At 69.4% G+C, this 25959-nt stretch carries 23 protein-coding genes and 1 pseudogene; 10 read left to right on the top strand and 14 right to left on the bottom strand.

Annotation, left to right across the window (positions count from 1 at the left end; genetic code table 11):
• Nucleotides 1-65 precede the first annotated feature (65 nt).
• From ACZ7M2_RS21595 to ACZ7M2_RS21575, 5 genes are all read left to right on the top strand, one after another.
• Nucleotides 66-1394, top strand: a complete 1329-nt coding sequence (locus tag ACZ7M2_RS21595) for an ABC transporter substrate-binding protein (RefSeq protein ID WP_471596614.1) — start codon at nucleotides 66-68, stop codon at nucleotides 1392-1394.
• Between the two features lie 116 nt (nucleotides 1395-1510).
• Nucleotides 1511-2422: a carbohydrate ABC transporter permease gene (locus ACZ7M2_RS21590; RefSeq protein WP_471596613.1), complete on the top strand. Its 912-nt coding sequence runs from the start codon at nucleotides 1511-1513 to the stop codon at nucleotides 2420-2422.
• Nucleotides 2419-3321 (top strand): carbohydrate ABC transporter permease, encoded by a 903-nt coding sequence (locus ACZ7M2_RS21585; RefSeq protein ID WP_471596612.1) that lies wholly within the window; start codon nucleotides 2419-2421, stop codon nucleotides 3319-3321. Before ACZ7M2_RS21590 ends, ACZ7M2_RS21585 begins: the two co-directional genes overlap by 4 nt.
• 2 nt (nucleotides 3322-3323) lie before the next feature.
• Complete coding sequence (locus tag ACZ7M2_RS21580) at nucleotides 3324-5042, top strand: hypothetical protein (RefSeq protein ID WP_471596611.1); 1719 nt, start codon at nucleotides 3324-3326, stop codon at nucleotides 5040-5042.
• A 51-nt stretch (nucleotides 5043-5093) separates the two neighbouring features.
• On the top strand, nucleotides 5094-6926 hold the full coding sequence (locus ACZ7M2_RS21575) for a hypothetical protein (RefSeq protein WP_471596610.1): 1833 nt from the start codon (nucleotides 5094-5096) through the stop codon (nucleotides 6924-6926).
• Here ACZ7M2_RS21575 and ACZ7M2_RS21570 read toward each other — a convergent pair.
• Both ACZ7M2_RS21570 and ACZ7M2_RS21565 read right to left on the bottom strand, forming a co-directional pair.
• The gene (locus ACZ7M2_RS21570; protein ID WP_471596609.1) at nucleotides 6856-7554 is read right to left on the bottom strand and encodes a nucleoside/nucleotide kinase family protein; all 699 of its coding nucleotides are present in this window, start codon (nucleotides 7552-7554) and stop codon (nucleotides 6856-6858) included. The genes ACZ7M2_RS21575 and ACZ7M2_RS21570 overlap by 71 nt on opposite strands.
• Nucleotides 7551-7865, bottom strand: a complete 315-nt coding sequence (locus tag ACZ7M2_RS21565; RefSeq protein WP_471596608.1) for a DUF6191 domain-containing protein — start codon at nucleotides 7863-7865, stop codon at nucleotides 7551-7553. Before ACZ7M2_RS21565 ends, ACZ7M2_RS21570 begins: the two co-directional genes overlap by 4 nt.
• A 145-nt stretch (nucleotides 7866-8010) precedes the next feature.
• Here ACZ7M2_RS21565 and ACZ7M2_RS21560 point away from each other — a divergent pair, with 145 nt between their 5' ends.
• A complete protein-coding gene (locus ACZ7M2_RS21560) occupies nucleotides 8011-8163 on the top strand; it encodes a hypothetical protein (protein WP_164331877.1) in 153 nt (50 codons plus the stop codon).
• Between the two features lie 67 nt (nucleotides 8164-8230).
• Here the strand turns inward: ACZ7M2_RS21560 and ACZ7M2_RS21555 are convergent, their stop codons facing one another.
• From ACZ7M2_RS21555 to ACZ7M2_RS21525, 7 genes are all read right to left on the bottom strand, one after another.
• Nucleotides 8231-9451 (bottom strand): serine hydrolase domain-containing protein, encoded by a 1221-nt coding sequence (locus ACZ7M2_RS21555; protein ID WP_471596607.1) that lies wholly within the window; start codon nucleotides 9449-9451, stop codon nucleotides 8231-8233.
• A 121-nt stretch (nucleotides 9452-9572) separates the two neighbouring features.
• Entirely contained in the window at nucleotides 9573-10865 is a 1293-nt protein-coding gene (locus tag ACZ7M2_RS21550; RefSeq protein WP_471596606.1) for a CAP domain-containing protein, read from the bottom strand.
• A 74-nt stretch (nucleotides 10866-10939) separates the two neighbouring features.
• Entirely contained in the window at nucleotides 10940-11260 is a 321-nt protein-coding gene (locus tag ACZ7M2_RS21545; RefSeq protein ID WP_471596605.1) for a DUF1232 domain-containing protein, read from the bottom strand.
• 88 nt (nucleotides 11261-11348) lie between these two features.
• Complete coding sequence (locus ACZ7M2_RS21540; RefSeq protein ID WP_471596604.1) at nucleotides 11349-11783, bottom strand: VOC family protein; 435 nt, start codon at nucleotides 11781-11783, stop codon at nucleotides 11349-11351.
• Between the two features lie 45 nt (nucleotides 11784-11828).
• On the bottom strand, nucleotides 11829-12734 hold the full coding sequence (locus ACZ7M2_RS21535; RefSeq protein ID WP_471596603.1) for an MBL fold metallo-hydrolase: 906 nt from the start codon (nucleotides 12732-12734) through the stop codon (nucleotides 11829-11831).
• 50 nt (nucleotides 12735-12784) lie between these two features.
• Nucleotides 12785-13165 (bottom strand): hypothetical protein, encoded by a 381-nt coding sequence (locus tag ACZ7M2_RS21530; protein WP_471597005.1) that lies wholly within the window; start codon nucleotides 13163-13165, stop codon nucleotides 12785-12787.
• Nucleotides 13166-13498: 333 nt separating this feature from the next.
• Entirely contained in the window at nucleotides 13499-14422 is a 924-nt protein-coding gene (locus ACZ7M2_RS21525; RefSeq protein WP_403698795.1) for a MurR/RpiR family transcriptional regulator, read from the bottom strand.
• Nucleotides 14423-14712: 290 nt separating this feature from the next.
• Between ACZ7M2_RS21525 and ACZ7M2_RS21520 the strand changes: the two genes are divergently transcribed.
• Nucleotides 14713-15864, top strand: coding sequence for a glycoside hydrolase family 88 protein (locus ACZ7M2_RS21520; RefSeq protein WP_471596602.1), 1152 nt, complete (start codon nucleotides 14713-14715; stop codon nucleotides 15862-15864).
• Nucleotides 15865-15917: 53 nt separating this feature from the next.
• Here ACZ7M2_RS21520 and ACZ7M2_RS21515 read toward each other — a convergent pair whose 3' ends face one another.
• The 4 genes from ACZ7M2_RS21515 to ACZ7M2_RS21500 form a co-directional block, all read right to left on the bottom strand.
• Entirely contained in the window at nucleotides 15918-17210 is a 1293-nt protein-coding gene (locus ACZ7M2_RS21515; RefSeq protein ID WP_471596601.1) for a ThuA domain-containing protein, read from the bottom strand.
• A gap of 26 nt (nucleotides 17211-17236) precedes the next feature.
• Nucleotides 17237-19471, bottom strand: coding sequence for an RICIN domain-containing protein (locus tag ACZ7M2_RS21510; protein WP_471596600.1), 2235 nt, complete (start codon nucleotides 19469-19471; stop codon nucleotides 17237-17239).
• A 49-nt stretch (nucleotides 19472-19520) separates the two neighbouring features.
• Nucleotides 19521-20909 carry a ricin-type beta-trefoil lectin domain protein gene (locus tag ACZ7M2_RS21505; protein ID WP_471596599.1) on the bottom strand — a complete coding sequence of 463 codons (1389 nt, stop codon included), beginning with the start codon at nucleotides 20907-20909 and terminating at the stop codon, nucleotides 19521-19523.
• A 274-nt stretch (nucleotides 20910-21183) separates the two neighbouring features.
• Nucleotides 21184-21702: a DUF2231 domain-containing protein gene (locus ACZ7M2_RS21500; protein ID WP_471596598.1), complete on the bottom strand. Its 519-nt coding sequence runs from the start codon at nucleotides 21700-21702 to the stop codon at nucleotides 21184-21186.
• 206 nt (nucleotides 21703-21908) lie between these two features.
• Between ACZ7M2_RS21500 and ACZ7M2_RS21495 the strand changes: the two genes are divergently transcribed.
• Nucleotides 21909-22565 (top strand): TMEM175 family protein, encoded by a 657-nt coding sequence (locus ACZ7M2_RS21495; RefSeq protein WP_471596597.1) that lies wholly within the window; start codon nucleotides 21909-21911, stop codon nucleotides 22563-22565.
• A 133-nt stretch (nucleotides 22566-22698) separates the two neighbouring features.
• Here the strand turns inward: ACZ7M2_RS21495 and ACZ7M2_RS21490 are convergent.
• Nucleotides 22699-22965 (bottom strand): annotated as a pseudogene (locus ACZ7M2_RS21490) (cholesterol oxidase substrate-binding domain-containing protein); the annotation flags it as partial.
• Between the two features lie 239 nt (nucleotides 22966-23204).
• On the opposite strand from ACZ7M2_RS21490, the gene ACZ7M2_RS21485 reads away from it, so the two are divergent.
• Both ACZ7M2_RS21485 and ACZ7M2_RS21480 read left to right on the top strand, forming a co-directional pair.
• Entirely contained in the window at nucleotides 23205-24188 is a 984-nt protein-coding gene (locus ACZ7M2_RS21485) for an aldo/keto reductase (protein WP_471596596.1), read from the top strand.
• 535 nt (nucleotides 24189-24723) lie between these two features.
• Complete coding sequence (locus ACZ7M2_RS21480) at nucleotides 24724-25896, top strand: FAD-dependent oxidoreductase (RefSeq protein WP_471596595.1); 1173 nt, start codon at nucleotides 24724-24726, stop codon at nucleotides 25894-25896.
• Nucleotides 25897-25959 lie beyond the last annotated feature (63 nt).

Here is a 25959-nt window from a genome sequence, read left to right as displayed (position 1 = left end):
AAAATGCACCCGTGCCGCCTCGGCTGGCGCCGTGCTTCTTCCGCTACGACGAAAAGGGATTGAAGATGACCACTGTGGGTGTGCGGCACTCTCGCCGACTCGGCCGCGGCGGCATGCGCCGCCTGGTTCCTCTCGCTGCCGTGGCCACGGCAGGAGCCCTGCTGCTCTCCGCCTGCGGGTCGGGGTCCGGCTCGGGCGGGAACGCGAAGTCCCTGACGTTCTGGATCTCCACGGTTCCGGGGCAGGACGCGGGCTGGAAGAAGATGGTCGCGGAGTACAAGAAGGAAACCGGCGTCAACGTCAAGCTCGTCAACATCCCCTACGACGGCTACGCGACGAAGCTGCACAACGCCGCGCAGGCGAATTCCCTGCCCGACGTGGCGGCCGTGCCGGCGCTGGACCCGATCTGGTCGAGCAAGCTGATCGACCTCAGCTCCATCGCCAACAACAAGACCAACAAGATCAACGCCAACTTCCTCGCCAAGGACTCGTCCGGGAAGGTGCTGTCCATCCCCTCGGACGTCACCGCGTCCGGCCTGTTCATCAACGAGACGCTGTTCAAGAAGGCCGGGGTCGACGTCCCGACCTCGCCCTCGAAGACCTGGACCTGGACCGACTTCATCGCCGCGGCGAACAAGGTCCGGGAGAAGACCGGCGCCAAGTACTCCCTGACGTTCGACCAGTCGCCGTCCCGGCTGCGCGCCATGGTGTACGAGATGGGCGGGCAGTACGTCCACGCGGACTCCTCCGGCAAGTTCTCGGTGGACGCGGCGACCAAGAAGGCCGTGAACTACTTCGTCGGACTGAACGACGACAAGACCATGCCGAAGTCGGTGTGGACCAGCGGCGCCGACCCGTCGGCCATGTTCCAGAGCGGTGACGTGGTCGCCTACTGGTCCGGCGTGTGGCAGGTTCCCGCCTTCGCGGAGAGCATCAAGAAGTTCGAGTGGGCGAGCGTCCCGACTCCCGCCCAGCCGGTGCAGGCCAGCGACGTCAACAGCGGCGGCATGACGGTGGGCTTCAACAACAACGGTGACGCGGCCAAGGCCGCGACGAAGTTCCTGTCCTGGCTGTACGAGCCGGCCCACTACCAGGCGCTGTGTGAGGCGTCCGGGTTCCTGCCGGTCGAGAGCGGCCTGACCCCGAAGTACCCCTTCACCTCCGACGCGGCGCAGGCGGCGTTCAAGCTGTACAACGAGGAGATCCCGCTCTACGCCCCGATCTCGGGTTACTTCAACGGCGCGCAGACGAACTGGGTGCTGAAGGGCAAGAGCCTCACCGAGGACCCGACCAAGACGGAGCTCGGCAAGGCGATCAACGGCCAGCAGTCGGCCGACAAGGCCCTGGAGAACATCGTGGCCGGCTACAACCAGCAGGTCGGCAGCGGATCGTAGGCCAGAGGGCCGGGCGGCGGGGTCGAGACACCGCCGCCCGGCCTGGGCGCCCAGCCAATGCCGGGCCCATGGCGTGAGCCCACAGGAATCCATTCCACCAGCACGGAGTCAGGAAGATGACAAAACGCGCCTCGGACGTGTCCGCGAGCCCGCCCAGGAGACGCAGTAAGTACACCCTTGCGCCGCTCGTCCTCATCGCGGCCAATGTCGTGCTCTTCGCGCTGTTCTTCGTCTGGCCGGCGGTGATCGGGCTCCTCTACTCCTTCACGAACTACACGGGTGTGGGGGCGTTCCAGTTCATCGGACTGGACAACTACCACCACCTGTTCGGGGACTCCACCTTCTACGACGCGCTGAGCCGGACGCTGCTGTACGCCGTGCTCTTCGTACCGTTGAACTTCGCGGTCTCGCTGCTCACCGCCAACCTGCTGGTGAGCAAGCACGCGAAGGGCGCGTCGGTCGCCCGCGTCATCTTCTTCATCCCATGGCTTCTGTCGCCCATCGTCGTGGGTGTCCTGTGGCGGTGGCTGTTCGGTGAGAACTTCGGGCTGGTCAACTACGTCATCGAGAAGCTCGGCGGAAGTGCCGTTCCGTGGCAGTCGAACGCGGACCTGTCGTTGATCGTGGTGGTGATGGCGGCATCCTGGGCCTGGACGGGTTTCTCGATGCTGCTGTTCATCGCGGCGATCAAGAACGTACCGGTGTCGTACTACGAGGCGGCCTCGCTCGACGGCGCCGGCCCATGGCGCCAGTTCATCAGCATCACGCTGCCGAGCATCGCGCCCACCTCGTTCATCGTCATCCTGCTCAACACGATCAACGCGATGAAGGAATACCCGGTGTTCGTCGCCCTCAACAACGGCGGACCCGGCACGTCGAACAACCTGCTTGTCCAGTACATCTATGAGACCGGTTTCAAACGGGGCCAGATCGGCTACGCGAGCGCCGCGTCATTCGTGCTCATGCTCATCCTGATGGCCGTCGCGATCATCCAGCTGATCGTCAACCGGCGGGTGGAGAACCGATGACAACCACAGACATGCCACGCCCGGTCGACTCCGATCCCGGACGGCCCGTCTCCAAGAAGCGGCCCCGCGGCGCAGGCGGTGGCGGGTTCCGGCGGGCGGTACCCGCGACGACACTGCTGTGGATCCTGGCGTGCCTCTACGGGCTGCCGGTGCTGTGGTTCATCCTCAGCTCCCTCAAGCCGGCCAGCGACCTGTTCTCCTATCCGCTGACGCTGGTTCCGCACAACCCCACGCTGTCGGGTTACCTGACCGCGTGGCGCAGTGCCAACTTCTCCCAGTACTTCATCAACACGGCCATCGTGTGCGTGATCACGACGATCCTCACGGTGGGAGTCAGCTGCTGCACCGGGTACGCGCTGGCCAAGTACGACAACAAGTGGCTCAAAGTCTTCTTCATCTGCATCCTGGCCACCACGATGCTGCCGTCCGAGGTCATGCTCGCCCCGGAATTCCTGGTGGTCCGCAACCTCGGCCTCTACAACTCGTTTGCCGGCATCATCCTCCCGGCCGTGCTCACCGCCACCGGATGCTTCATGTTCCGCCAGTTCTTCCTGACGGTTCCCGACGAACTCGTGGAAGCCGCACGCATCGACGGCGCCCGCGAACTGTCGATCTTCCTGCGGATCATGGTGCCGCTCTCCCGGCCCATCATGCTGACCCTCGCCATCCTGTCCTTCCAGTGGCGGTGGAACGACTACATCTGGCCGCTTCTGATGCTGAACGACCCCAACAAGTTCACCGTGCAGATCGGCATCCAGAGCATCGTCGGCGCTCAGAACATCAACTGGTCGGTACTGCTCGGCGCATCGGTCATCTCCATGATCCCGCTGATCGCCATCTTCCTGGTCTTCCAGCGCTACGTCATGGGCGCCGACATCAATGCCGGCCTGAAGGACTGACCGTGTCCGCCCCGCTCGACCACGAGTTCGTCCGCGCGGTGGCCGGCGCAGCCGACCGGCTGGCCGCCCCGCTGGCGGCCGGCCCCGACGAGGAAGCCGCCGGTGTGACCCACCGCGCTCTGGCACGCCGGGTGAAGACTCTGGTCGCGGCGTACCGTTCCACGGACTCGGCACTGCACGGCAGCGGGCGGGCCGTCGCCGCCGCGATGGCCCACCTCGGTGCCCTCCGGGCCGCGCAGACCAGCACCGGCCTCTTCGCCGGCGGTGACAACGTGCAGTCACCGCCGGACTCCGCGTTCACCGTCAACGACGTGTGCGACGCGCACGTCCTCGCCGCGGGCGCGGGGCCGGAACTGCGCGACGTCACGGCCGCGCTCGCCGAGATCGCCGGCGCCGCCTCCGGCGGTCTCCTGACCGGTGGGGTGCACACCCCGAACCACCGCTGGGAGCTGTGCGCGGCGCTGGCCCGGCTGCACCGGTCGTTCCCGGACAGTCGGCTGCTCGACCGCGTCGACGCGTGGCTCGCCGAGGGCGTCGACATCGACGCGGAGGGTCTGTACTCGGAGCGGAGCGCCAACTACGCGGCCCATGTGTCCAACCCGTCGCTGCTGCTCCTGGCCGACGTCCTCGGCCGCACCGACCTGTGGGACACCGTCGAACGCAACCTCGCCGCGACCCTGGACCTCATCAGACCGGACGGCACGGTGGAAACCGTCCACTCGCGGCGGCAGGACCAGAACCACCCGTTCCCACTGGCGCCCTACCTGCCGTACTACCGGCTGCTCGCGATCCGTACCGGCCGGGGCGACTTCAGCCGGGCGACGAGGTGGGCGGCGGCCGGCGGTGTCGACGACCCCAACCTGCTCGCCGAGACCATTCTCACCCCCGACCTGTGCCGCGTGCTGCCGGCGCCGGCGCCGGAACCCCTTCCCCGCGACCGGTACATCACCACGGCGCGCCTTGCCTCGCGTGCCTCCGCCACCGTGCACAGCGTCCTGTACGGCGGCTCGGACGTGCCCGAGCACCGGCGCATCCGCTCGGGCCTGGCCTGCAATCCCACCTTCCTGCGCCTGTTCGCCGGCGACGCCGTCCTCGACGCGGTCCGCCTCTCACGGGGATTCTTCGACCTGGGCCCGTTCCGCGCCGCCGGCATGCAACGGCTCGCCGACAACCGTTACCTGCTCACCGAAACCCTCACGGCCGCCTACTATCAGCCGCTCCCGACGGACCGGAGGCGGGACGACGGCGTCTACCGGATGGCGGACGAGGGACGCTTCTCGGCCGCGATGGCCTTCCCGGACCGGCCTCGGGACGAGGTCTCGCACACGACCCGAGTCGAGGCGGACCTGAGGGACGACGGTGCCGACCTGCGGATCGACATCAGCGGACCACGGGTGCCCTGGGCCCTCGAACTGACCTTCCGGCCGGGCGGCGTGCCGGAGGGCGCCGTACCGATCGGCGACGGACGCTGGTGCCTGACGACCGCGCCGATGACGTACCGGGTCGGTGACGACGAGATCCGGGTCGAGGTCGACGTCGACGCAGGCGAACCGCTCGCCGGGCCGGACCTGAGCGACGTACTGCGGTACGACCCGGGGCAGGACTACACCGTGGCGGGCGGCACCGACGCGACAACCGGGAACCGCGTCTACATCGGTGGACACGGCTCTCACACACTGAGCGTCACACTCCGCGCCCGCCACCCCGCACCCGTCTTCTGACCCCGACGACCCACGCCATGGCCACCTCCGGCATGAAGGGCTGATCCACCCGTGCACCTCCTCCACCAGCGCGGCCCGCTGCACCACCTCCCGGACACCCAGGAGGCGTACGACGCGGTCCTCGCCGACGTCGTCGAACAGGCCCTGGCCCGCCTCACCCCCGAGGGCAGCCTCGAACACCCCGACGCCGCCGACGACATCGGCGACACCTCCCTCGGCGTCACCTCCCTGCTGGCCCTGGCCTGGCAGCGCGGCAGGGACCCGCGGCTGCCTGAGGCGGTCCGCCGCAGCCTCGCCTTCCATCTGGGCGAGCGCGTCCACACCGAGGACAACCCCGGCTACCCGAACCTCACGATCCGCGACTCGGGCCTCCCGCACGCCCGTTACGTCCTGGCGCCGGGCGCGCACCCGATCGGCGACTGGCCCAGCACGGTGTGGGCGCTGCTCCAGGCGGTCAACGTCCTGGACCTCTCGGACGGCCTGGTCGACCACGAACAACGGGCCGCGGTCGTCGAGTTGGCGAAGGGCTACTGGCGCTGGCTGACCGAAGCCACCTTCTTCAACCCGCAGGAGGCCGGCAACCAGGCGATCGGGTGTGTGGCCGGCGGGCTGATGCTGGCACGGCACCTCCCACCCGAGGAGGGGGAGCCGGTCCGCGAGCGGGCGCTCGCCCTGTACACCGACAGGATCCGCGCCCACCGCGTCCTCGACCGGGGCGCCCTGCTGCCGCCCGAGCACGGCGGCGCCTACGACAACAACTACGGCCCGATCTCCCTGTCCTTCCTCGCCCAGGCCCATCGGATCAGCGGCGAGGAGATGTTCGCCGAGGACGGGGACGCGCTCGCCCGCTACATCGACGCCCGGCTGCCGAACGGCGGCTTCGACAACGGCGGCCCCCGCTACAGCGAACAGCACTCCGGTTTCGAGTCCGTCCTGGGACTGCGCTACTTCGGCGCCAGGATCGGTGCCGACCTCGGCCGCTATCGGGGCGACACCCGCTGGGGCCGGCACGCGGTCGGGCCGGACGGCGCGGTCGACGGCCACTTCGCGTTCATGCTGGTCTGGCAGATCCAGGACGCCACGCGCTGGCACCGCACGCCGTCGAAGAACCCCGCACGGCATCAGCTGCGCGCGGGCACGGTCTCGGTGGCCTTCGACCAGCGGATGACCCCTTCGCTGGTCGAGGCGGCGGGCACGTACTACCTGCCCGCCGCGGTCAACCGCCAGCACGGCTTCGGTCCGGTCGTCGACGGCTTCCTGCTGAGCCGCCCCATGGGCGAGGTACGGGTGCGCGATCTGGAGAGCGACGGCCTGAGCGCCAAGCTCGTCACCAAGCCGGTCGTCGGCCGCGACCACGTCCTGCGCCATGTCCGGTCCCTGTACGTCACGGACGGCACGAGCCTGTGGAGCACGGTCGCCGTCGAACGCCTCGACGGGACGCCGTACCTGCTCGCCGGACTGCCGTACGCCACCGACGACGGGGACCGGGTGCGCAGGACCGCCGAGGCCGCCGTGACCTCTGCCGGCCCGCTCACGCTGACACATCCACGAGCGGACGGCGTGGACCACTTCGACGCCCGCTCCGAGACGACCCAGGAGCTGGCGGCGTTCGCCCTGGCCGCCGACCCGCGCGGCTACGGCAACCCGGACGAGGGCTGGCGCCACCTCGTCGCCTCCACGGCACTCGAAGCCGGACCGGCTCCCGGCGCCCCGCGGGACCTGCACGTCTTCGCCGTGCGCTACGGCTCCCCGGGCCCTCTCGCCCCCACCTTCGCGGACACACCGGCGGGCCTGACGATCCGCACCGAGGCGTTCACCGCACTGATCGGGGATCCCGCGGGTGATGACCGAGGGGAACCCGCGCTGGAACTGCGGCGGCGGTGACCTCCGCGCCCACCACCAGGTCGGCACGGTGCCGCGTCGCGGCGACCAGGTCGGCGTTGCGCTGGTCCGTGCCGAGCACCCAGGCCACTGCCGTGTCGTGGTCCTTGCCGAACTCCTCGTGGCGGGCGACGAGACGCCGTACACGCTCTTCCTCGTCGAGCTCGCAGAACCACACCTCGTCCAGCCGTGACCGTACGCGCGCCCACGCCCCGTCCCCCAGAAGGAGGTAGTTGCCCTCGGTGATGATCAGACGGGCGCTGCGGAAGACCGGGACGGCGCCCGCGATCGGCTGCTCCAGAGTCCGCTCGAAGCCCGGCGCGTAGACGATGTCGTCCTCGTCCTCGTCACGCAGCCTGCCCAACAGCGCCGCGTACCCCGCCGCGTCGAAGGTGTCCGGAGCGCCCTTGCGGTCCCGGCGGCCCAGCCGGTCCAGCTCGATGTCCGCGAGATGGAAACCGTCCATCGGCACCTGCGCGACCCGGCCGGGCGCCTCGCCGTTCAGCTCCCGGACCAGACGCTCGGCCAGCGTCGTCTTGCCCGCGCCAGGGCTTCCCGCGATCCCGAGAATCGCACGCCGACCGGGGCGCACCAGCGCCGCGGCCCGCTCCACGAGGTCGTCGAAGGTCATGAGCGGGGCCTGCGCACGATCGCAGTCCCGCCCGCCAGGTCGATCGTCGTACGGTGCGGGGGTGCCCCGTCCTCCTCGTCGTCCCGCAGCACCAGGGCCGACTGCCGCTCCTTGAGCTCGTTGTGCTTGCCCGGTGAGAGACTCGCGTGCAACTGCTCGAAGCCGGTCGCGGATATCTGGCCCTGGCGCACGCCGTTCCGCCACGGCAGAAGCCCGGCCCGTCCGGCGCGCAGCAACAGCTGGTCCGCGAAGGCCGCTAGAGTCAGCAGGATGACCAGTCCCGGCAGGGTCATGAAGACGGCGAATCCCATGCCACCAGTATCAGGGTGTGTGCGTGGGATTCGGCCAGGGTCCGGCGACCTCGGGTCTGGGACCGGTCATTCCGCCTATGCTCATCAAGCTGTTGAATATTGGTCAATAACGGGCGTCGCGGTCGCCGTCCACGGGGAGAACGTCATGTCGCAGCAACGCCCTACGCTCGCCCCCCACAGCTACCGGGCGTATTTCGACCACCTGCTCGCCTGCCAGAAGTGCAGCGAGCCCCCGAGGCGCTGCGGCGACGGCAGCGCCCTGTACCGGACCTACCGGTCCGACCTGAAGAAGTCATGAGCCCGTCCCGGGGCCTGCCCGGCGGAGGGGTACGGCCGGACGGGTGGTCCGGCCGCACCTTCGCGCGTCAGTCGCGGGCGATGCCCGGCGCGATGTCCTCGTGGCGCTCCACGGTGGTCGCCGAGGAGGTCGCGCTGCGCAGCTTCGCGGTCGTCGGCTTGCCGCAGAACGCGGATTCCAGCGTGCGGGCCATCGTGTTCAGCACGTTCACGTTGTTCGAGGTGTTGGCGAGCGCGGTGACGCTGCGCTTGCCGTCCTTCGAGGCGAAGGCGTACGTGTAGTAGCCCTGCACGGTGCCCGTGTGCCCGTACACCGAGATGCCGCAGGACAGGTCACGGCGGCGCAGGCCGAGGCCGTACCCCTGGGTGCTGTTGACCGTCGTCCACTGCTGCATCTGCGTGAGCTGCGCGGCGGACATGAGCTGCCCGCTCATCAGCGCGGAGAAGAACGTGTCCAGGTCCCGCGTGCTGGAGATGACCGCGCCCGCGCTCTGCGCCCAGGACACCGTCTGTTCGGTGGAGTCGACCAGGGCCCCACCGGCCTCGTCCGGCGTGAGGTAGCCGTTGGCGTGCGTGCCCGGGATGACGGTGTCGGGGTGCACGTAGAAGGTGTCGGTCAGGTTCAGCGGCGTGAAGATGCGGTTCTGGTACTCCGTGGCCACGGCGTGGCCGGTGAGCTTCTCGATGAGCATGCCCGCGACGACGAAGTTCGTGTTGGAGTACGAATAGGCCGCGCCCGGTGCGTTGGTGACCCCGTGCTTGAGGGACAGGGTGACCAGGTCCTGGTAGCTGAAGACCTTGTTGCGGACGGACTCGAAGCCCGGGACCGTCTGCGCGAACATGTCGTTGGTGTAGTCGTACAGCCCGCTGCGGTGGCTCATCACCTGGCGCACCGTGATCCGGTCGTCGGGCAGCAGTCCGGGCAGATAGGTGTTCACCGAAGCGTCCAGGTCGAGCTTGCCCTCGTCCACCAGTTGCAGCAGGACCACGGCGGAGAAGCTCTTGGTGACGCTGCCGACGCGGAACCGGTCGGTCGTGGTGATCGCGCGCCCGGTGGCCCGGTCGGCGACTCCCTCCGACAGCCGGTGGACCGTGCCGTTGTCGTCGACCCGCACCATCGCACCGGGGGCTCCCTGGGACAGGGCCGTGTGCAACACCGCCTGCAGACCGGCGTCGTCGGGTGTCGGCAGATCCGCGGCCGCGGCGGTGCCGGCCTGTACGGGGACTGCGAGGAGGGCCAACAGCACCGCGCCCAGCGCCGTACCTCTGCCCACCGTTCCTGAGACCATCTGATTCTTCTCCCGAGTTCCCTCTGTGTACCGCGCCGCGGATGCGAACGCCGGCACCATCTCTACGCGCAGGAGGGGCAGATGGGTTGCATGTGACGCGAAGGAAAGCGGAAAAGATCCTTCAGCGGCCGAAAAGCTGCGTCCAGTACGTGCCCGCCGTGCCGCCGCCCGCGAAGCCGATGCCTATGTGGGTGAAGTCGGGCTTGAGGATGTTGGCGCGGTGGCCCGGGCTGTTCATCCAGCCGCGGACGACCTCGGCGGGGGAGCGCTGGCCGCACGCGATGTTCTCCCCGATGGTGCGGCGTTCGGAGCCCGCGGCGGCGGCCCGGTCCCACGGCTGGCTGCCGTCGGGGGAGGTGTGGGAGTAGAAGGCGCGGGCGACCATGTCGTCGCTGTGCGCCTGGGCCGCGGTGGTGAGCAGGGCGTCGACTGCGAGGGGCGCCAGGCCCTCCGCGGCCCGCTCGGCGTTGGTCAGCGCGACCACCTCGTCCGCCGTCTGCCGCAGACCCCCGCGGCTGAAGGGCCTGGCCCACAGCGCCGTCCAGTAGATGTCGCCAGAACGACGGCCGGGGACGTACGCCAGCCCCGCCTGGCTGTATGCCGGGTTGTACAGCGTGTCGCGGGACTTCTCGGTGGTGAGGCAGTACTCCACGAACTCGCCCGGGGTGCGCGGGCCGGAGACGAGGTGCTCGCCGACGGTCAGATACGCGTATCCGGCGGACGTGATGCGCTGGTAGACGGAGATCCCCTGGGCGCTCTCGGAGCTGAGGAGTCCGCGTGCCGCCATGTCGGAGGCGTGGGCCCGGGCCGCGGTCGCGAGCCGCGCGTCGAGGGAGACGGGTGGGGAACCGGCCGCGCCGCGCACCGAGTTGACCAGGTCGAGGAAGCCGTCCGGGTCGGGAGCCGCCACCGGCGCCGGCTCGTCCCCGGTGGCATCCTCGGCGACCTCGACCCCGAAGTCCCGTGCGATGCCGGCCAGTCCGTCCGCGTATCCCTGGCCCAGTGCGCGCAGCTTCCACGCCGTGCCGCGCCGGTAGATCTCGGCGAGCAGCAGTACGGTCTCCCGCTGTGGGCGCGGGGGTGTGAACCGGGCGAGGGTGTGGCCGCCCGGACCGCTGACGTGCAGGGTGGGGGCGGGCAGTCGGCCGAGCGGCGTACCGGGATCGGCCGGACTGACGACCACGGTGACGCGGCTCGCGCCGGACCGCAGGCGCGGCGGGTCGACGGTGAGGTGCTCCCCGGTGAGCCGGGCGCCCGGTGCCGTCGGCTGGTTGTAGAACACGAAGTCGGCGTCGCCGCGCACCTTGCCGCTGTCGTCGGTGATGAGCGCGGAGACGTCGAAGGGACCCGGCACCCGGATCGTCAGGGTGCCGCCCGGCAGGGGCACATTGCCCCCGGGAACCAACTCGCTCATCGTGCCGCCCGTCGAAGTGACGGTCCTCGCGGACCACCGACACGGGCGCACCCGCTTCCCGCCCGCTCACCCCGTCAACGTCCCGTTCGCTCCCGAGGGTTCCCGCGCTCCGCGGCACCGCGTGCGTCGATCGTCTCGGGCGGGCGCAACGACCGCAGCGCGAGCAGGAGTACGCCGATGTCGTCGAGGTAGATCGGGTCGGGCAGCAGGTCGGTCGGCAGCAGGAGATAGGCGACCGCACCCCAGAAGACCCAGCGGGACCCGGTCGGAAGCCCGGCGCGCCTGAGGTCGCGGCGGGTGCGCACGAGCCGTACCAGGACCGCGATCGCCACCCCGAGCGCGGCGGCACCCAGGATCGCGACGATGAGGACCACCGTCCATGCCGTGGAGTCCATGAGTTCCGTCCTGTGCTCTCGTAGGGCAGTTCCTCCCCTTCGTGTTCCCGCTCGCCCGGTTCGTATCGCCCCCGGAACACCGGCCGATTCAGGCCGGGCCGGCGGCGACGCAGAACTCGTTGCCCTCCGGGTCGGCCATCACCACGTGGTGCCCGTCGAACTCCTCCAGGACGGAGCCGCCAGCCGTCACGAGCCGCGCGGACTCCGTCCTGATCCGCGCCCACCGCTCTTGGGGACCGCCGTGTCCCGGCACGCGCACGTCGATGTGAAGGCGGTTCTTCGCCGTCTTCGGCTCGGGAACCTTGAGGATGGACAGGCGGGGGCCGACGCCGTCGGGATCGCAGAGCCACGCGCCGTCGTCCTCGGAGTCGTCCTCCGGAAGGTCGAACTGCGCGAGCCACTCCTCACGGGTGGTGAAGGGAGCGGGCGGAGGCTCGTCGATGTACCCGAGTGCCGTCTTCCAGAACTCGGCGAGGAGTTTCGCGTCCGCACAGTCAAGGGTCAGATCGATTCTGGCTGCCATGACAGGACCGTACTGTGCGCCTCTGACAATCCGGCCGTACGGCTCCTACCGGCCGTCGGGAACATCACGGCGGCAGAGAACGAAGTCGTCGAAGACGTGCCGTCCGGGGCGGTCGCCGACGGTGTCGATCGCCGCGCGGATGTCGTGCAGTTGGCCCGTCGTCATCTGCAGGGGCGGCTCGTCGGGCTGGTAGGTGGTGCGGACGGGATAGTCCACACCCGGTTGCCGGGACATCTCGATGTGGCAGCCGAGCACGTGCGTGACCGGCCGTTCGGCACAGAAGTCGAGCAGGCGGTCGACGGTGCGAGTGAACGCGGCCCAGTCCTCGACGTATAGACGGCCGGGGTAGACCGTGTCACCGGTGAGGAGGAAGCCGGTCCAGGGGTCGAAGTACGTCACCGCGGCCGCGTGGTGGCCCGGCGTGGCCAGGCACTCCAGGACCCGGCCCCCGAGATCGACGCGGGCGACGCCCTCGGGGTCGTCGTCGAAGCCGAAGAACGGCCAGGCCTTGTCGAGGGCCGCGTCGACGACCGTGGTGCCCGGACGGTCGGCGAACTGTCCGTCCCCCGCGACGTGGTCGCCGTGGGGGTGGGTGTGCAACACCAACAGCTCGTAACCCGCCCGGGGTCGGGCGGCCAGCCGGCTCTCCATCAGCTCGTCCACCACCCGGCGCAGCGGGAAGAAGTCGGCCGAGGCCGTGGCGCCGGTGTCGATCAGCACGGCCCGTGTCTCGCCGAACAGCAGGAAAAGGAACGGCGCTTCGTAGTCGACGGCCATGTTCTGCCGCAGGATCACCGTGTGCGCGTCGTGGGCGTGGACCTGGATGTCGGGATCGGTGTTGTGCTTGGCCGACGGCGATCCGTGGATCCACCGCACGTCCAGCGCCCGCGAGCCCGCGGCTTTCTCCGCTGCTCCAGCGGTCTGTTCGGTCCTCGGCCTCTGGGTGTCCACGATGTCTCCAGGTGATGATCCCGCCGGGACCACCACCTGGACCCGGGACCTCAGTTTCGCCCGGCGCTGTGGTCGACGAGCGCCTGGGTCACCGCTCGGACGCTACGGGCGATGTGATTGAGCTGCAGCACTTCGGCGGCGTACATCTTGATGGTGTGCTCGATGACCGATTCGTGCAGGCCGAGAGCGGGGAGTTCGGCCCGGGCGGTCTGCAGGGCGGTCCGGGCGACCCGGATCTCGTGCTGCACCTGGATCTGGGCGTGGCGGCCGAGCAGCACGGGGTGCTTCATGAGCGCTGGGTAGCTCGCGTAGCGGGACGGCACCAGATCGCGCAGCCACTTGGTCGCGGAGCGCTCCCAGTCGAAGCTGCCGGGGGTCTTGACCTGGCACGGCCAGTCCGAGGTGATCGGTGAGTACGTCGTCAGGGCCATGTTCATCGCTTCCGGGTTACGTCGGCGGCAAGGGTCTGCGGTTATGGGGCGGCCCCGGTCTAGGGGATGGCCGGGGCCGCCGCCACGGGCACCCGCTCACGCGGGGCCCGTCCGAACATCCGGGGCCCCATGCGGGTAGGAGCGGACGGCCCCGGATGGCCGTAGGACGTGACCCGGAGGCCTCCTGGTCTCATCCGCGAGAAGTATTTATATATACCGCCGGATGCGCAAGGACATGAAAAAATTCATCCGCGATATGGGCGAATGATCCCGTGATGCGGTGATGGCAGGGGGCGTACGGGGTGTAGGGGGGAGGGAGAGAGCCCCGCGGGGTCAGTCCTTGAGGAAGAACTGGTGCTGCTCCGCGATCTGCTCGTACTCCTCCAGCCGGGCCTGAGTCCGCTCCGGATCGGCGTCGGACATGGCCTGGAGGAGCGCCGCCGACATCATGACGGGCGCGGCGTAGGAGTCGAAGACGAGACGGGCCCCGGTGCCCACGGTGAAGGTGGCATCGGCCTCGTCCGCGAGTGGCCCGAGCGCCAGGTCGGTGATCAGGGCGACCTTCAGCCCCGCGCTGCGCGCGACCCGCACCGCGGTCAGCGTCTCCTGGGCATGACGGGGCATCCCGAAGGCGAGCAGCCAGGTTCCGCCCGCCTCGCGCGACTGGAGCAGCGCGTCGTAGGCGACGCTCCCGCCGCGCGTCACCAGCCGCACATCGGGGTGGATGCGGCGGGCGGCGTACGCGAAGTACTCGGCCAGCGACACCGAGATGCGCAGACCGAGAACGGTGAGCGGCGTCGACTGCGACAGCGCGCGGCCGATGGTGATCACCTGGTCCGGATCGCCGAAGTCGCGGCGCAGGTTCTCCAGGTTCTCGATCTCGGCGTCCACCGCCAACTGCAGTTCGTTGCCGTGGTCCTCCGCGGGTGCGCCCGGGGTGCTGGAGAGTGTGCTGAGCGCGATGGCCTGCAGTTTCTCCCGCAGCGCGGGGTAGCCGCTGAAGCCGACCGCCGCGGCGAACCGGGTCACCGACGGCTGGCTGACCCCGACGCGCTCGGCGAGATCGGTGATCGACAGGAACGCCGCCTCGGTGATGTGCTCGATCAGGTACTGGGCGATACGGCGCTGTCCGGGCGAGAGCCGGGGGCCGTCGAACAATTCCCTGAGCTGGGACGTGGGTGCCGCGCCCACCTCCGGAGCCGTCTTGCCCGAGGTGATCGCAGACGCCTGAGCGCGTGCCTGCTGCGGCGATGGCACCGATGTGCCTCCTTCGTGTCCCACGAGAACTCAACATAGCTCACGGACCGTGCTGACCAGGGCATGGATGACCACACGCCGTAGCTCTGCGGGCGTGGAACGTGAGGTCGGGGGCCTGGTGGGCGACATGGCCCGCTGTGAGCGGGAGGCCGTACGGCCTGGGTTCTGCTCCATGAAGATCGCATCAGGATGTGAACCTGGTCTGATTCGCGACAAGTTGACGACGGGCCATGGACAGCGGCTGAGACGGGTGTTGAGGATGAGAGTCCCCATCCGTAGGAGTTGTTCATATGCGTAGACGACGCCTGCTGACCGGTGGTGCCGCCCTCGCGGCCGCCGCCTCGCTCCAGCCCGCCCTCACGGGCACCGCGCAAGCCGCTCCGCCCGCCGCGCCGCTGCCCTCGAGAGCCGCGGTCGTCGCCGTCCTGCGGCGCGTGGCCGATCAGTGGATCGGCGCGCACACGGACCCCGGCGACAACGGCTGGGCCAACGCCACCTTCTTCAGCGGACTGCTCGCCCTCCAGCGCCTCACCGGCAGCCCCCGCTATCTGGCGTACGCCAAGAACTGGGCCGAGAAGTACGCGTACGGCCTCAACGGCGGGGTCACCACGCGCCATGCCGACAACCACAACGCCGGGCAGGCCTACCTCGACCTGTACGAGATCGAGCCGGAGGAGAGCAAGATCTCCGCCATCGAGGAGTCGCTCCACCGCATGGTCTACACCGACCAGCCGGACAAGAACGACGACTGGTGGTGGGACGACGCCCTGCACATGGCGATGCCTCCGTTCGCCAGGATCGGAGCGCTCCGCGGCGACCCGCGGTACTGGCAGAAGCTGTACGCCCTCTACGACCACACCAAGCGTGTGGAGGGCGGACCCGGCCTGTACGAAGCCGAGACGGGGCTCTGGTATCGGGACAAGCGGTTCCTCCCCGGGATCGCCGGCGGGATCCTCTCGCCCGCGGGCAAGCCGGTGGTCTGGTCGCGCGGCAACGGCTGGGTGGCGGGCGGACACACCAAGACGCTCAAGGCGCTGCCGCCCGCTGAGCGGCACACCGGTGAGTACCGCGACACCCTTGCACGTCTGGTGACGGCCGTCGCCGGGATCCAGCGCACCGACGGCTTCTGGAACGTCAACCTCGCCGACGCCACCCATCTGCCCGGCCCCGAGACGAGCGGCACCTCCTTCTTCCTCTACGGCACCTCCTACGCGATCCGGGCCTGCCTGGTCGACCGGCGTACCCACCTCCCGGTCGTGGCCCGCGCCTGGAACGGCCTCGTCAGCACGGCCGTACACCCCGACGGCTTCCTCGGCTATGTGCAGAACGTCGGCGACCGCCCCGAATCCAGCCAGCCCGTCACCTACGACAGCACCGCGAACTTCGGCGTGGGCGCCTTCCTGCTCGCCGGCACCGAACTCGCCCGCCTGGCCGGACCTTGACGTGACGCACCGGTGCCCCCGCCCTGTGCGGCGGGGGCACCGGCCTGTCGCTGTCAGGGCTGCGCGGTGAGCGTGAAGCTCTGTGCCGCGGAGCCGTCGCAGGTGCGCTGGGTGAGCTGGACGCTGTTCGTCGAGGCGCTCGCCGCGGTCAGGCATTTGCCGCTGTGGCGGGCCGTGAAGTGGTAGCGCCCGGTGCTCTCCTTCACCGGCAGCCACTGCTGGTTCTGTCCGCCCGAGTAACTCCACAACTGGAGTGGAGCGTTGTCGGCCGTCGAGACACCGGTCACGTCGATGACCTGCTGTGGATTGACACGGATGGCGGCCCGCCGGTACCCGCTGTCGGTCGAGCGGAACTGGAACTGCTGGGCCTGGGTGCCGTTGCAGGCGTACTGCTGGATCACGGTCCCGTTCGCCGTGGCGGCCGAACGGGCGTCCACACAGGTGCCGTTGCCGGCGTTCGTCAGTGAGTACCAGGCGGTCTCGGAGGGGGAGTCGGCCGGGGGCGTGCCGGTGTCGGCCCCTCCCAGCCACTTCAGGCCGTCCAGCAGGAACTGATTCTGTGTCGCGCTCGCGAACGTCGACGACAGGCGCGTGTTGGTCGTGTAGTTCATCGCGTTGTGGCCGAAGTTCGCGTACAGCATCTTGTACCGCGTGTTGGTCCACAGGATCGGGTAATAGCCGCTGTACCAGGACTGGTTGGGATCGGTGCCGACCGGGAAGCTGCTCGGGTCGATCGACGCGAGGATCTTGATGTCCGGGTTCTGCCGCAGATCGTTGGACCAGCTGTACCACTCGCTGACCGACGAGGTGAACGTGGCCGGCAGGTTCACGGTAGCCGGGTTCGTATGGTCCTCCACCTTCAGGGTCACCGCGGTCGGACCCCAGGTGTTCGACACGAAGTTCCCCGAGCCGAGGAACGTGTTGTGGTACCAGGACCAGCTCGCCGCATCGGTCGTGAACGCGGAGACGTGGAAGCCCATGAAGCCGCCGCCACCCCTCATGTACGTCTCGAAACCGGTGCGTTGGGCGGCGGTCTGCGGCAGGTCGTCGAGGAACAGGACGACCTGGTAGGCGTTGACCCCGCCGTTGGCGAGCAGGTCCCAGTTGGTGCTGGCCGTGTAGGTGAAGCCGTTCGCCGCGGCCTGCTGCGGAAACCAGACGTTGGCCTCTTTGTCGAAGTCGATGTGCGCCGCGTCGTAGGTGCCGCTGTAGAGCGCGAGCACCTTGAACGGGGTCGCCGCGGTGCTCGCGTGGGCGGCGGGCGGTACCGCGAGGCCGAGCAGCGCCGCCAGCAGGAGGAGGACTCTCAGGGCCGCGCGGGCGGAGCCAGATCTGATGGTGTGCATCTGCTGATCGATCCTTTCCGTGCGGTTTACGGGTAGTTGGTGAGGTAGGCGACGTTGGTGCTGGAGTTGGACGGGCCGCCGGTGCTGTTGATGATGTGGCTGATGGTGCCGACACCGCCCAGCGAGACGGTCACCATGTCGTGGAACTTGACCCCCGACACGCTCGGCACCTCGAAGGCGTGATCGGCGACCACGCTGGAATTGCCGCTGAAGTAGCAGTAGCTGCCAAGTCCCCATGCCTCGTGGCTGGTTACGGAGGCGGCGACCTTGTAGGCGGGATAGCCCTTCCCGGTGCCGTTCATCCAGGAGGCCTGGTTCGGCGGGTCGTAGGGCATCTCGTTCTGGAAGAAGTACGTGCGGCCACCGTTGCCGTTCCAGGTGACCTGGGTCTTCTGGTAGTGCTCGACGAACAGGCCGTACGCGGTCACGTTGTTGCCGTTGACGGTCAGGCCGTTGTCCGCCGTGTTGGTCGTCCAGCCGACCGTGCCGGAGTTGCCGTGGTCGGCCCGCCAGATCCAGGTGTGATCGATGATCGTGTTGGCGCTGTTGATCACCAGCGAGTTGGTCGCCTTGCCGACGGTGGCGCCACCGATCCGGATGAAGACGTCGGACAGCTGTGTCGGGTCGGCCGCGTGGGTGGCGGACGAGCCGGACGGGCCGATCTGCATCAGGGTCGTCGAGTTGGTGGTACCCGCGTCGATGAGCAGGCCCGCCAGCTGGATGCCGTCCACGTCGGCGGTGGTGACGGCGGTGATCCCGCCGTCCGGCACGAAGGTGGCCAGCCCCATGCCCAGCACCACCGTGTCGGGCCGCGTGATGTTGATCGTCTGGTTGAGGTGGTAGACGCCAGGGGTGACCAGCAGGTTCTTGCCCGCCGCGAGGGCCGCGTTCATGTCGGCCGCGGTGGCGCCCGGCTTGACGATGGAGAACTGGTCGATCGGCAGGGACTTGCCCGCCGGGGTCTTCCCGCTCCACGTGGTGCCGACGGCGTTGGACTGCAGACCGGGCACGAACACCTGGTAGGCGCCCGCGCTGTCGACGTACAGGAACGGTTTCTCGCGGATCGTCGGCGAGCTGGCGACGTTGGTGTACGTCGGGAAGGACTGGGCGGGTGCGCCCTGGTCGCCGACGAAGACCATGTTCCAGTTGGAGCCGGACCAGCTGCCCATCTGCGAGTTACGGGTGAGGAACTGCTGCTGGGAGCCGGACTGGATCTGTCCGTCGACCTTGGTGTCGGAGATGAAGCCGCCGCTGGACCAGCCGCCGTCGTCGAGCGCGAGGTTGCCGCGCACGTGCATGCGCCGGTACGGGGCGGCCTGGGAGACGGCCCAACGGTCCGTGCCACCGGTCGGGTTGACCGACAGGTTCTCGGCGTCGCGCCAGAAGTTCTGGGTGGCGTTGCCCTGGAACCAGTCGGCCTCCGCGTGCACGGATCCGTTGATGGTCACGTCGTCCGGCGAGAAGCCCAGGCCGGCGACCTGGGTGTAGAAGCCCACGTTGGCGTTCGCGCTGTACGTACCCGGCTTGAACAGCAGGGCCTGGCGGGCCGAGCCGAACTGGTTGGTCTCCTGCTGGGAGAAGACCGAGTCCAGCTTGGACTGGATGCTGGACGCCGACATCGACGGGTCGAACACCGTCACGTTGGGACCGAAGTCCGGAGTGCCCGGCGGGTTCGTCGTGCCGCCGCCCAGAGTGAAGGACTGTGCGGCGGTGCCGTTGCAGGTGTACTGCGCCAGTTGCACGCTGTCCGCGGTGGAGGCGCTCGGGACGTCCAGACACTTCCCGCTGTTGCGGTTGACGAAGTGGTAGGTGCCGCCGGCCTCGGCGACGGGCAGCCACTGCTGGTTGTTGCCGCTGGAGTACGTCCACAGCTGGACGGGCGCGGAGTCGGCGGTGGAGACGTCGGTGACGTCCCACGCCTTTGTGGCGTCCAGGTTGCTGTTGACGCGGTAGTAGCCGCCGCTGGTGGCCACCAACTGCCAGTTCTGCGCGGTGCTTCCGTTGCACGCGTACTGCTGGACGGCGGTGCCGTCGGCACTCGCGGCCGAGCGGGCGTCGACGCACTTGCCGCTGCCCTTGTTGACCACGGTGGTGTAGCCGGTCGGCAGGGCGGCGGCCGCCGCGGTCTGCGCGCTTGCTGCGTCCTGTGAGGCGAACTCGATGCCGGACGCGGTGGTCGCCACGAGCGCGAACACGGTCAGAACCTTCGGTATCCGGTGGCGGCCGGACAGTCCCTTCAGTCTGGGCACGGGTCTGGGCACGGATCTCTCCTGTGGTGATGGGGGGGTGGGGGAGTGCGGAGTGTGTCCGTCAGCCGGTGTACTTGGCGAAGATGCTGGTGAACTGCCAGTTGCTCTGGGCCACTCCGGAGCAGGTGTCGTCGTTCGGGTAGCTGCCCGGGCAGGGACGGTCACGGTTGGCCGACCAGAACGTCAGCCGCGCGAGGTGGTGCGTCTGCGCGTAGCCGAGGATGGTCTGGAAGTCGGCGGTGGTGACGGTCTCGTTGTCGTCGGTGATGCCGTTCATGGAGGAGATGCCCATGTCCCGGTACGCCTGGTCGTCGCTGTAGCCGTACGCGTTCTTGAGGGCCGCCTTCAGGCCCTCCGCGGCCCTCTGGGTCAGCGTGCCCATGTTCTGGCCGGCGCCGCCGAAGTCGAACGGCATGATGGTCCAGGCGTCCACGGTCAGCCCGGACGCCGCGGCCCGGTTGATCAGGCCGGTGTCGGGTCCGCTCTGCCCGGTGCCGATGGTGACGTACACCTTGATGCCCGGGTTGTTGGCCTTGACGGTCTTGAGCGCGTCCACGGTGCGCTGCTGGACCGTCGTGCTGCTGTAGGCGTCGGCCTCGATGTCGATGTCGATCGCCTTGAGCCCGTACGCGTTGATGACCTTCTGGTACGCGGCGGCCAGTTCTCCGGCGCTGGAGCAGGAGCTCTCCAGCTTGTTGCCGCTGTATCCGCCGAAGGACGGGACGACGTCACCGCCGCCTGCCCGCACGGTGTTGACGGTCTGCTGGTCGACGCCGCCGGTCAGCCCGCGGCTGCCGTCCCACTGCGGGTTGCAGTAGCCGTTGCTCAGGACGAACGCGAGCGTGAACCACTTGACCCCGGTCGCGTTCATGACAGTCGTGGGGCTGGGCGGGTTCCCCCAGCCGTTGTAGAGGTACGGGGCGACGGCCATCGGCGCGGAGGGAGGGGTACCTCCGCCGTCGGTGGCGGGCGCGGTCCACTTCTGGTTGGCGGTGCCGGTGCAGGTCCAGAGCTGGATCGGCGTGCCGTTGGCCGAGGTGTTGCCGGTGACGTCGGCGCACTTGTTCGCCTGCGGATTGACGAGGTCGCGGGCGGCGGAGACCGTCCACTTCTGGTTGGCGCCGCCCGTACAGTCCCACAGCTGGAGCTTGGCCCCGTCCGCGGTCGAGTTGCCGGTGACGTCAAGACACTTGCCGAGGGCCCGTACGGTTCCGTCGGAGCCGACGGTCCACTGCTGGGCGGCGGTGCCGTTGCAGTCGTAGAGCTGAACGGCCGTGCCGTTCGCGGAGTTCGCGCCGGCCACGTCGAGGCACTTGCCCGCGAGTCCGGTGATGGTCCCGGTGGCGGCGGATGCGGGGGAGACGCTCAGGGCGCCGGCGGAGAGAGCGAACACCGCCGTGGTGAGAGTGGCGCGCAACGCGGTGGAGCGCGCGAGGGATCGTCTTGCCATCAGAGGGTCACAGCCCTTCGGGGAGGCTGACAGTGGGGGGACGTTCATGTCCGTGAACGTTGAGTGCATTCATGGAGCTGTAGTGATCGGTGAACCTAAAGGTCTGAACCAAACTCGTCAAGAGATGAAGCAAAGTGGGCTCTGAATTGACCTGGGCTCACAAGGAGTTGAACGCATCGACCGTCCTGAGGACGGCAAACAGCCGAGGTTCCGCCGTGCGGAACCTCGGCTGTGCGACAAGCGGTTGCGTGGGGCCCGCTGGTGGCGGCCTCGGTCAGTTGCCCTGGCTCTGAGCGGTCTTCGAGTAGGCGTCGTGCCACGCGGCCTTGGCGCCGGAGTCGCCGATGCGGTAGACGTCCACCACGGCGCCTATCGCCACGACGAGGGACAGCACGACCGCGGCGGCCCGTACCGGTGCGGACGTCAGACGGACCGCCGGACCCTGGGTGTCCCCCTGACCGGGGGCGGTGCGGCGGGCCGCCCACCACAGCGCCGTGGACAGCACGAACAGGCCGAGGGCCCATGGCAGCAGACCGTCGCCGAGCTCGGCGTGTCGCTGTACCAGGGACGAGCTGTCGACGTGCTTCTCCAGCCACTCTCCCGCCTGCGTGGTGAGGGGAACGCTCACCAGCGCCACGAGCGCGAGTACCGGCGGCAGGACGCCGAGCCGCCGCGCGAGGTGCGGCCAGATCGCGCAGACGACGAGCGCCAGTGCGCTCAGCGGTACGAGGACGACGACGAAGTGCACGAACAGGACGTGCGCGGGCAGGCCGTTGACAATGCTGGGGCTCATCAGGCTGGTCTCCTGGAGACGCTCGGTCGCGAAGTGGGGGGTGTTCAGGGGCGGCGGTGATGATCGCCCGCCGCCTCGCAGCCTGGCACAGGAACTTCTCAGCTACTTCTGAGGCGGGAGTGCACGGGAGTGGTCGCCGGTACTCTGACCGCTTGCCGTCCCCATCGACGCCAACAGGCGTTCCTCACACCCCTGGTGCCCTCCTGATGACCAACCGTGTCCCGCGTCTTCCCCGCCGCGACGCCATGATGGATCCCGATCGCCTCGTCACCTTCGGCGACGCGGTGATCGCGATCGCCATCACGCTGCTCGCGCTCGACATCACCGTTCCCGAGGGACTGGCCGACGGCGAGGTCGGAGCCGCGCTGAGGGACGCCCTGCCCAAGTTCGGGGCGTATCTGCTGAGTTTCGTCGTCATCGGCGCCCTGTGGCTGGGCCAGCACGCGCTCTTCCGGCAGATCGCCGCGCTCGACAACTGGCTGCTCCGCCTCTATCTCGCTCTGCTGGCGGTCGTGGCCGCGCTCCCGTTCCCCACGCGCCTCATCAGCGAGTACGGCGACACCGCCGTGGCCACCTCGGTCTACGCGGCGACGATCGCCCTCGCCGTCGGGCTGCTCACGGCCATGTCCGCCCGAATGTGGGCCAGCCCATCCCTTGCCAGGCCGACCGTGCCACCCGCGCAGATGAGGCAGTCGGTCCTCAGGGGTCTGCTGACCGTCCTCGTCTTCGCCACCTCGATTCCGGTGTCGCTGGCCTCGCCGACGGCCGCCAAGTACTGGTGGCTCCTCACGGTTCCCGCGCGCCTGCTGTTCCGCGAGACGAGTACGCCCGACCACGAGCCACTGACCACTGCCGTCGAGTGAGACCACCGCGCTTCTCGGGACCGGACATCCTTCGCGGGACCGGACCAGGCGGTGAGACGCTTGCGGAAGGAGGCCGTGAACTCGGCGACGACGCGCTGCACTTCGGCACGGTGGAGATGTTGTCCGAGAAGGGGAGGAGCGCCGCACCGCCGGGGTCGTCCCTTTCGTGCCTCCGAAGGGAATCGGCGTCACCGTCCGCGTCCCACGCCACCGCCGTGAGGGACAGGGCGAGATTGCTGAGCGAGCCGTAGGCGTGGCCGGGCAGTCCGCTCTCGCCGTGGGCCGGAACGGCCTTGCCGTGCGCGTCGATGGCCAGGGCACCGCCGAGCGTCAGGTCGCCGGGCGCGGGCGTCGCCGTGAGGCCGAGGCCATCGTCCTCCAGATGACCGAGCTGCGCTTCCCGGTTTCCCCGAGAGCTGGGCCGCGCTCAGCAGGAGCCCCCGACGGGACCAGGGGGTGCGCCCTTCACTTTCTGAATGGTCGCTCACGCGGTTCACGGTAGGTGACGGTTGACACGCATCACCTACCCGTCAAAAGGCCGCACCCAGGTGAGTGAGTGACACGCTGTTGCGTCCGCCCGGGGAGACGCGGGCGGGGTGGGCGTCCCGCGTGGGCGGGTGGAGGTGTCAGACTGACGGCATGGACGAGCGTGAATTCGGCAGGTCAGGCCAGAAGGCATCGGTCATCGGTCTCGGTACGTGGCAGCTCGGCGCCGACTGGGGTGACGTGAGCGCCGCGGACGCCGAGGCGGTGCTGGAGACGGCGGCGGAGTCCGGGGTGACGTTCTTCGACACCGCGGACGTGTACGGCGACGGGCGCAGTGAGCAGGCGATCGCGTCCTTCCTCAGTGCCCGCCCCGACCTGCACGTGATGGTGGCGACGAAGATGGGCCGCCGGGTCGAGCAGATTCCGCAGAACTACGTCCTCGACAACTTCCGCGCGTGGAACGACCGTTCCCGGCGCAACCTCGGCGTCGACCGCATCGACCTGGTGCAGCTGCACTGCCCGCCGACCCCCGTCTACTCGGCGGACGAGGTGTTCGACGCGCTGGACACGCTGGTCGAGGAGGAGCGGATCGCCGCGTACGGGGTGAGCGTCGAGACGTGTGAGGAGGCGCTGACCGCGATCGCGCGGCCGAACGTGGCGAGCGTGCAGATCATTCTGAACCCGTTCCGCATGAAGCCCCTGCGGCAGGTCCTGCCGGCGGCGCGGGAGGCGGGCGTCGCGATCATCGCCCGCGTTCCGCTGGCCTCCGGGCTGCTCTCCGGCAAGTACACGAAGGACACGGTGTTCGCGGCGGACGACCACCGGACGTACAACCGTCACGGAGAGTCCTTCGACCAGGGCGAGACCTTCTCCGGCGTCGACTTCGTGACCGGCGTGGAGGCGGCGGCCGAGTTCTCCGCGCTCGCCCCGGGGGGCGTCACCCCGGCCCAGCTGGCGCTGCGCTGGATCATCCAGCAGCCCGGAGTGACCACGGTGATCCCCGGCGCCCGCTCGCCCGAACAGGCCCACTCCAACGCGACCGCCGCGAAGCTGTCGGCGCTGCCGGTGGAGACGCTGGGTGCGATCGACGAACTCTACGACCGACGGATCAAGGAGCAGGTGGAGGGCCGCTGGTAGCACCCCTCCGGGGGCCGGCCGCGCGACGGTGCCGTCGATGGCCCCGGCTTGTCGGGTCGGTGGCCAGGCTCGTCGGGCCGGCCCCGGGGGAGTGCCGTTTGTGGCCTCGGCCCCGCGCCGGTGACTTTCGGGGCGGCTACCGTCCGCGGCCTCGGCTTTCCGGCGGGGCAGGGGGGCGGCTTCGGTGCAGCTCCCACCGGATCGGGCCCGCGCGAACCTGGTCCGTAGCCCTCGGCCGCCCACGAGATCTACTCCGCGGCGATGTGCTGTCGCGCGGCCTGTCCGCCCCCCGGCGGAGCCTCCGGCGACGCTGCCCCTCGCCGGTTCCCCGGCGGGCCCGCCCGCCCTCCTGGTTCGCGCTCCTGGTCCGCCCTCCTGGCGACAGCCTCACCCACCGACACAACCCGCCCGCACACCGAGCAGCCACGCCCAAGGAGAACGAACGCGATCGCAACGTACTTGTTCATAACGAACATGTTCGCTACTTTTGAGGTGTGACAGCGACCCGCGTCACCCCTCCCGAAGGAGCGACACCTTGTCCACTCATCACCCCATCGCGGTCGTCGGCGCCGGTCTCGGCGGCCTCACCCTCGCCCGCGTACTGCACCTGAACGGCATCGAGTCCGCCGTCTTCGACCTGGACGCCTCACCCGCCGCCCGCACGCAGGGCGGCATGCTGGACATACACGAGGAATCCGGTCAGGCCGCTCTGCTGGCCGCCGGACTCCACGAGGAGTTCCGGGCGGTCATCCACGCCGGTGGCGAGGCCATGCGCATCCTCGACCGGGAGGCCACCCTCCGGATGGCGGACGACGGCGAGGGTGGCACACGGCCCGAGGTGGACCGGGGAGTGCTGCGCGACCTCCTCCTCGGCTCCCTGCCCGACGGCACCATCCGCTGGGGCGTCAAGGTCACCGGCGTACGGACGCTGGAGGACGGCCGCCACGAGGTGACGTTCGCCGACGGGCGGACGATCACCGCCGGTCTGCTGATCGGTGCCGACGGCGCCTGGTCGAAGGTGCGGCCGCTCGTCTCGGACGCCACCCCCGCCTACCTCGACCTCTCCTTCGTCGAGGCGCACCTCCTCGACGCCGACACCCGGCACCCGGAGAGTGCTGCCGTCGTGGGCAACGGCATGATGTTCGCGCTCGCCGAGGGGCATGGCTTCCTCGCCCACCGCACCCCCGACGGCTCGCTGCACGTCTACGCCGCGCTGCGCACGCCGGCCGACTGGGCCACGTCCGGCCCCATCGACTTCACGGACGTCGAAGCGGCCAAGGCGAGTCTCCTGGAGCACTTCGACGGCTGGGACGAGCGGCTGCGGGCACTGATCGCCGACGCGGACGGGGTTCTCGTCGCCCGCCCGGTCCACGCCCTCCCGGTCGGGCACCGCTGGGACCGCGTTCCGGGCGTCACCCTGCTCGGAGACGCCGCGCACCTGATGTCCCCGTTCGCCGGTGAAGGCGCCAACCTCGCCATGCTCGACGGCGCCGAACTCGCGACGGCCATCGCCGCCCACCCGGACGACACCGAGAAGGCCCTGGCCGCGTACGAGCAGGCGCTCTTCCCACGCAGCGAGGCCGCGGCGGCCGCATCGGCGGAGAACCTCGACCTCTGCTTCGCCCCGCACGCACCCCAGCCGCTCGTCGACCAGATGGCCTTCTACCGTGCGGCGGCCGAGACGGCGATGGCGAACGCGACCGACTGAGGCCATCCGCGAGCCCCGCACGCCCGGACTCCGCACGCCTGAGCTCCGCACCCTCGTCCCGCC

The organism is Streptomyces sp. NPDC111507 (assembly GCF_055638955.1).
This window is presented reverse-complemented; position numbering and strand designations above follow the sequence as displayed.

Bases quoted from the DNA above. Each gene is read 5' to 3' on its own strand.
- ACZ7M2_RS21595 (WP_471596614.1), top strand. From the start codon at position 66: ATGACCACTGTGGGTGTGCGGCACTCTCGCCGACTCGGCCGCGGCGGC.
- ACZ7M2_RS21590 (WP_471596613.1), top strand. From the start codon at position 1,511: ATGACAAAACGCGCCTCGGACGTGTCCGCGAGCCCGCCCAGGAGACGC.
- ACZ7M2_RS21585 (WP_471596612.1), top strand. From the start codon at position 2,419: ATGACAACCACAGACATGCCACGCCCGGTCGACTCCGATCCCGGACGG.
- ACZ7M2_RS21570 (WP_471596609.1), bottom strand. From the start codon at position 7,554: ATGACCTTCGACGACCTCGTGGAGCGGGCCGCGGCGCTGGTGCGCCCC.
- ACZ7M2_RS21565 (WP_471596608.1), bottom strand. From the start codon at position 7,865: ATGGGATTCGCCGTCTTCATGACCCTGCCGGGACTGGTCATCCTGCTG.
- ACZ7M2_RS21560 (WP_164331877.1), top strand. From the start codon at position 8,011: ATGTCGCAGCAACGCCCTACGCTCGCCCCCCACAGCTACCGGGCGTAT.
- ACZ7M2_RS21555 (WP_471596607.1), bottom strand. From the start codon at position 9,451: ATGGTCTCAGGAACGGTGGGCAGAGGTACGGCGCTGGGCGCGGTGCTG.
- ACZ7M2_RS21550 (WP_471596606.1), bottom strand. From the start codon at position 10,865: ATGAGCGAGTTGGTTCCCGGGGGCAATGTGCCCCTGCCGGGCGGCACC.
- ACZ7M2_RS21545 (WP_471596605.1), bottom strand. From the start codon at position 11,260: ATGGACTCCACGGCATGGACGGTGGTCCTCATCGTCGCGATCCTGGGT.
- ACZ7M2_RS21540 (WP_471596604.1), bottom strand. From the start codon at position 11,783: ATGGCAGCCAGAATCGATCTGACCCTTGACTGTGCGGACGCGAAACTC.
- ACZ7M2_RS21530 (WP_471597005.1), bottom strand. From the start codon at position 13,165: ATGGCCCTGACGACGTACTCACCGATCACCTCGGACTGGCCGTGCCAG.
- ACZ7M2_RS21520 (WP_471596602.1), top strand. From the start codon at position 14,713: ATGCGTAGACGACGCCTGCTGACCGGTGGTGCCGCCCTCGCGGCCGCC.
- ACZ7M2_RS21515 (WP_471596601.1), bottom strand. From the start codon at position 17,210: ATGCACACCATCAGATCTGGCTCCGCCCGCGCGGCCCTGAGAGTCCTC.
- ACZ7M2_RS21505 (WP_471596599.1), bottom strand. From the start codon at position 20,909: ATGGCAAGACGATCCCTCGCGCGCTCCACCGCGTTGCGCGCCACTCTC.
- ACZ7M2_RS21500 (WP_471596598.1), bottom strand. From the start codon at position 21,702: ATGAGCCCCAGCATTGTCAACGGCCTGCCCGCGCACGTCCTGTTCGTG.
- ACZ7M2_RS21495 (WP_471596597.1), top strand. From the start codon at position 21,909: ATGACCAACCGTGTCCCGCGTCTTCCCCGCCGCGACGCCATGATGGAT.
- ACZ7M2_RS21485 (WP_471596596.1), top strand. From the start codon at position 23,205: ATGGACGAGCGTGAATTCGGCAGGTCAGGCCAGAAGGCATCGGTCATC.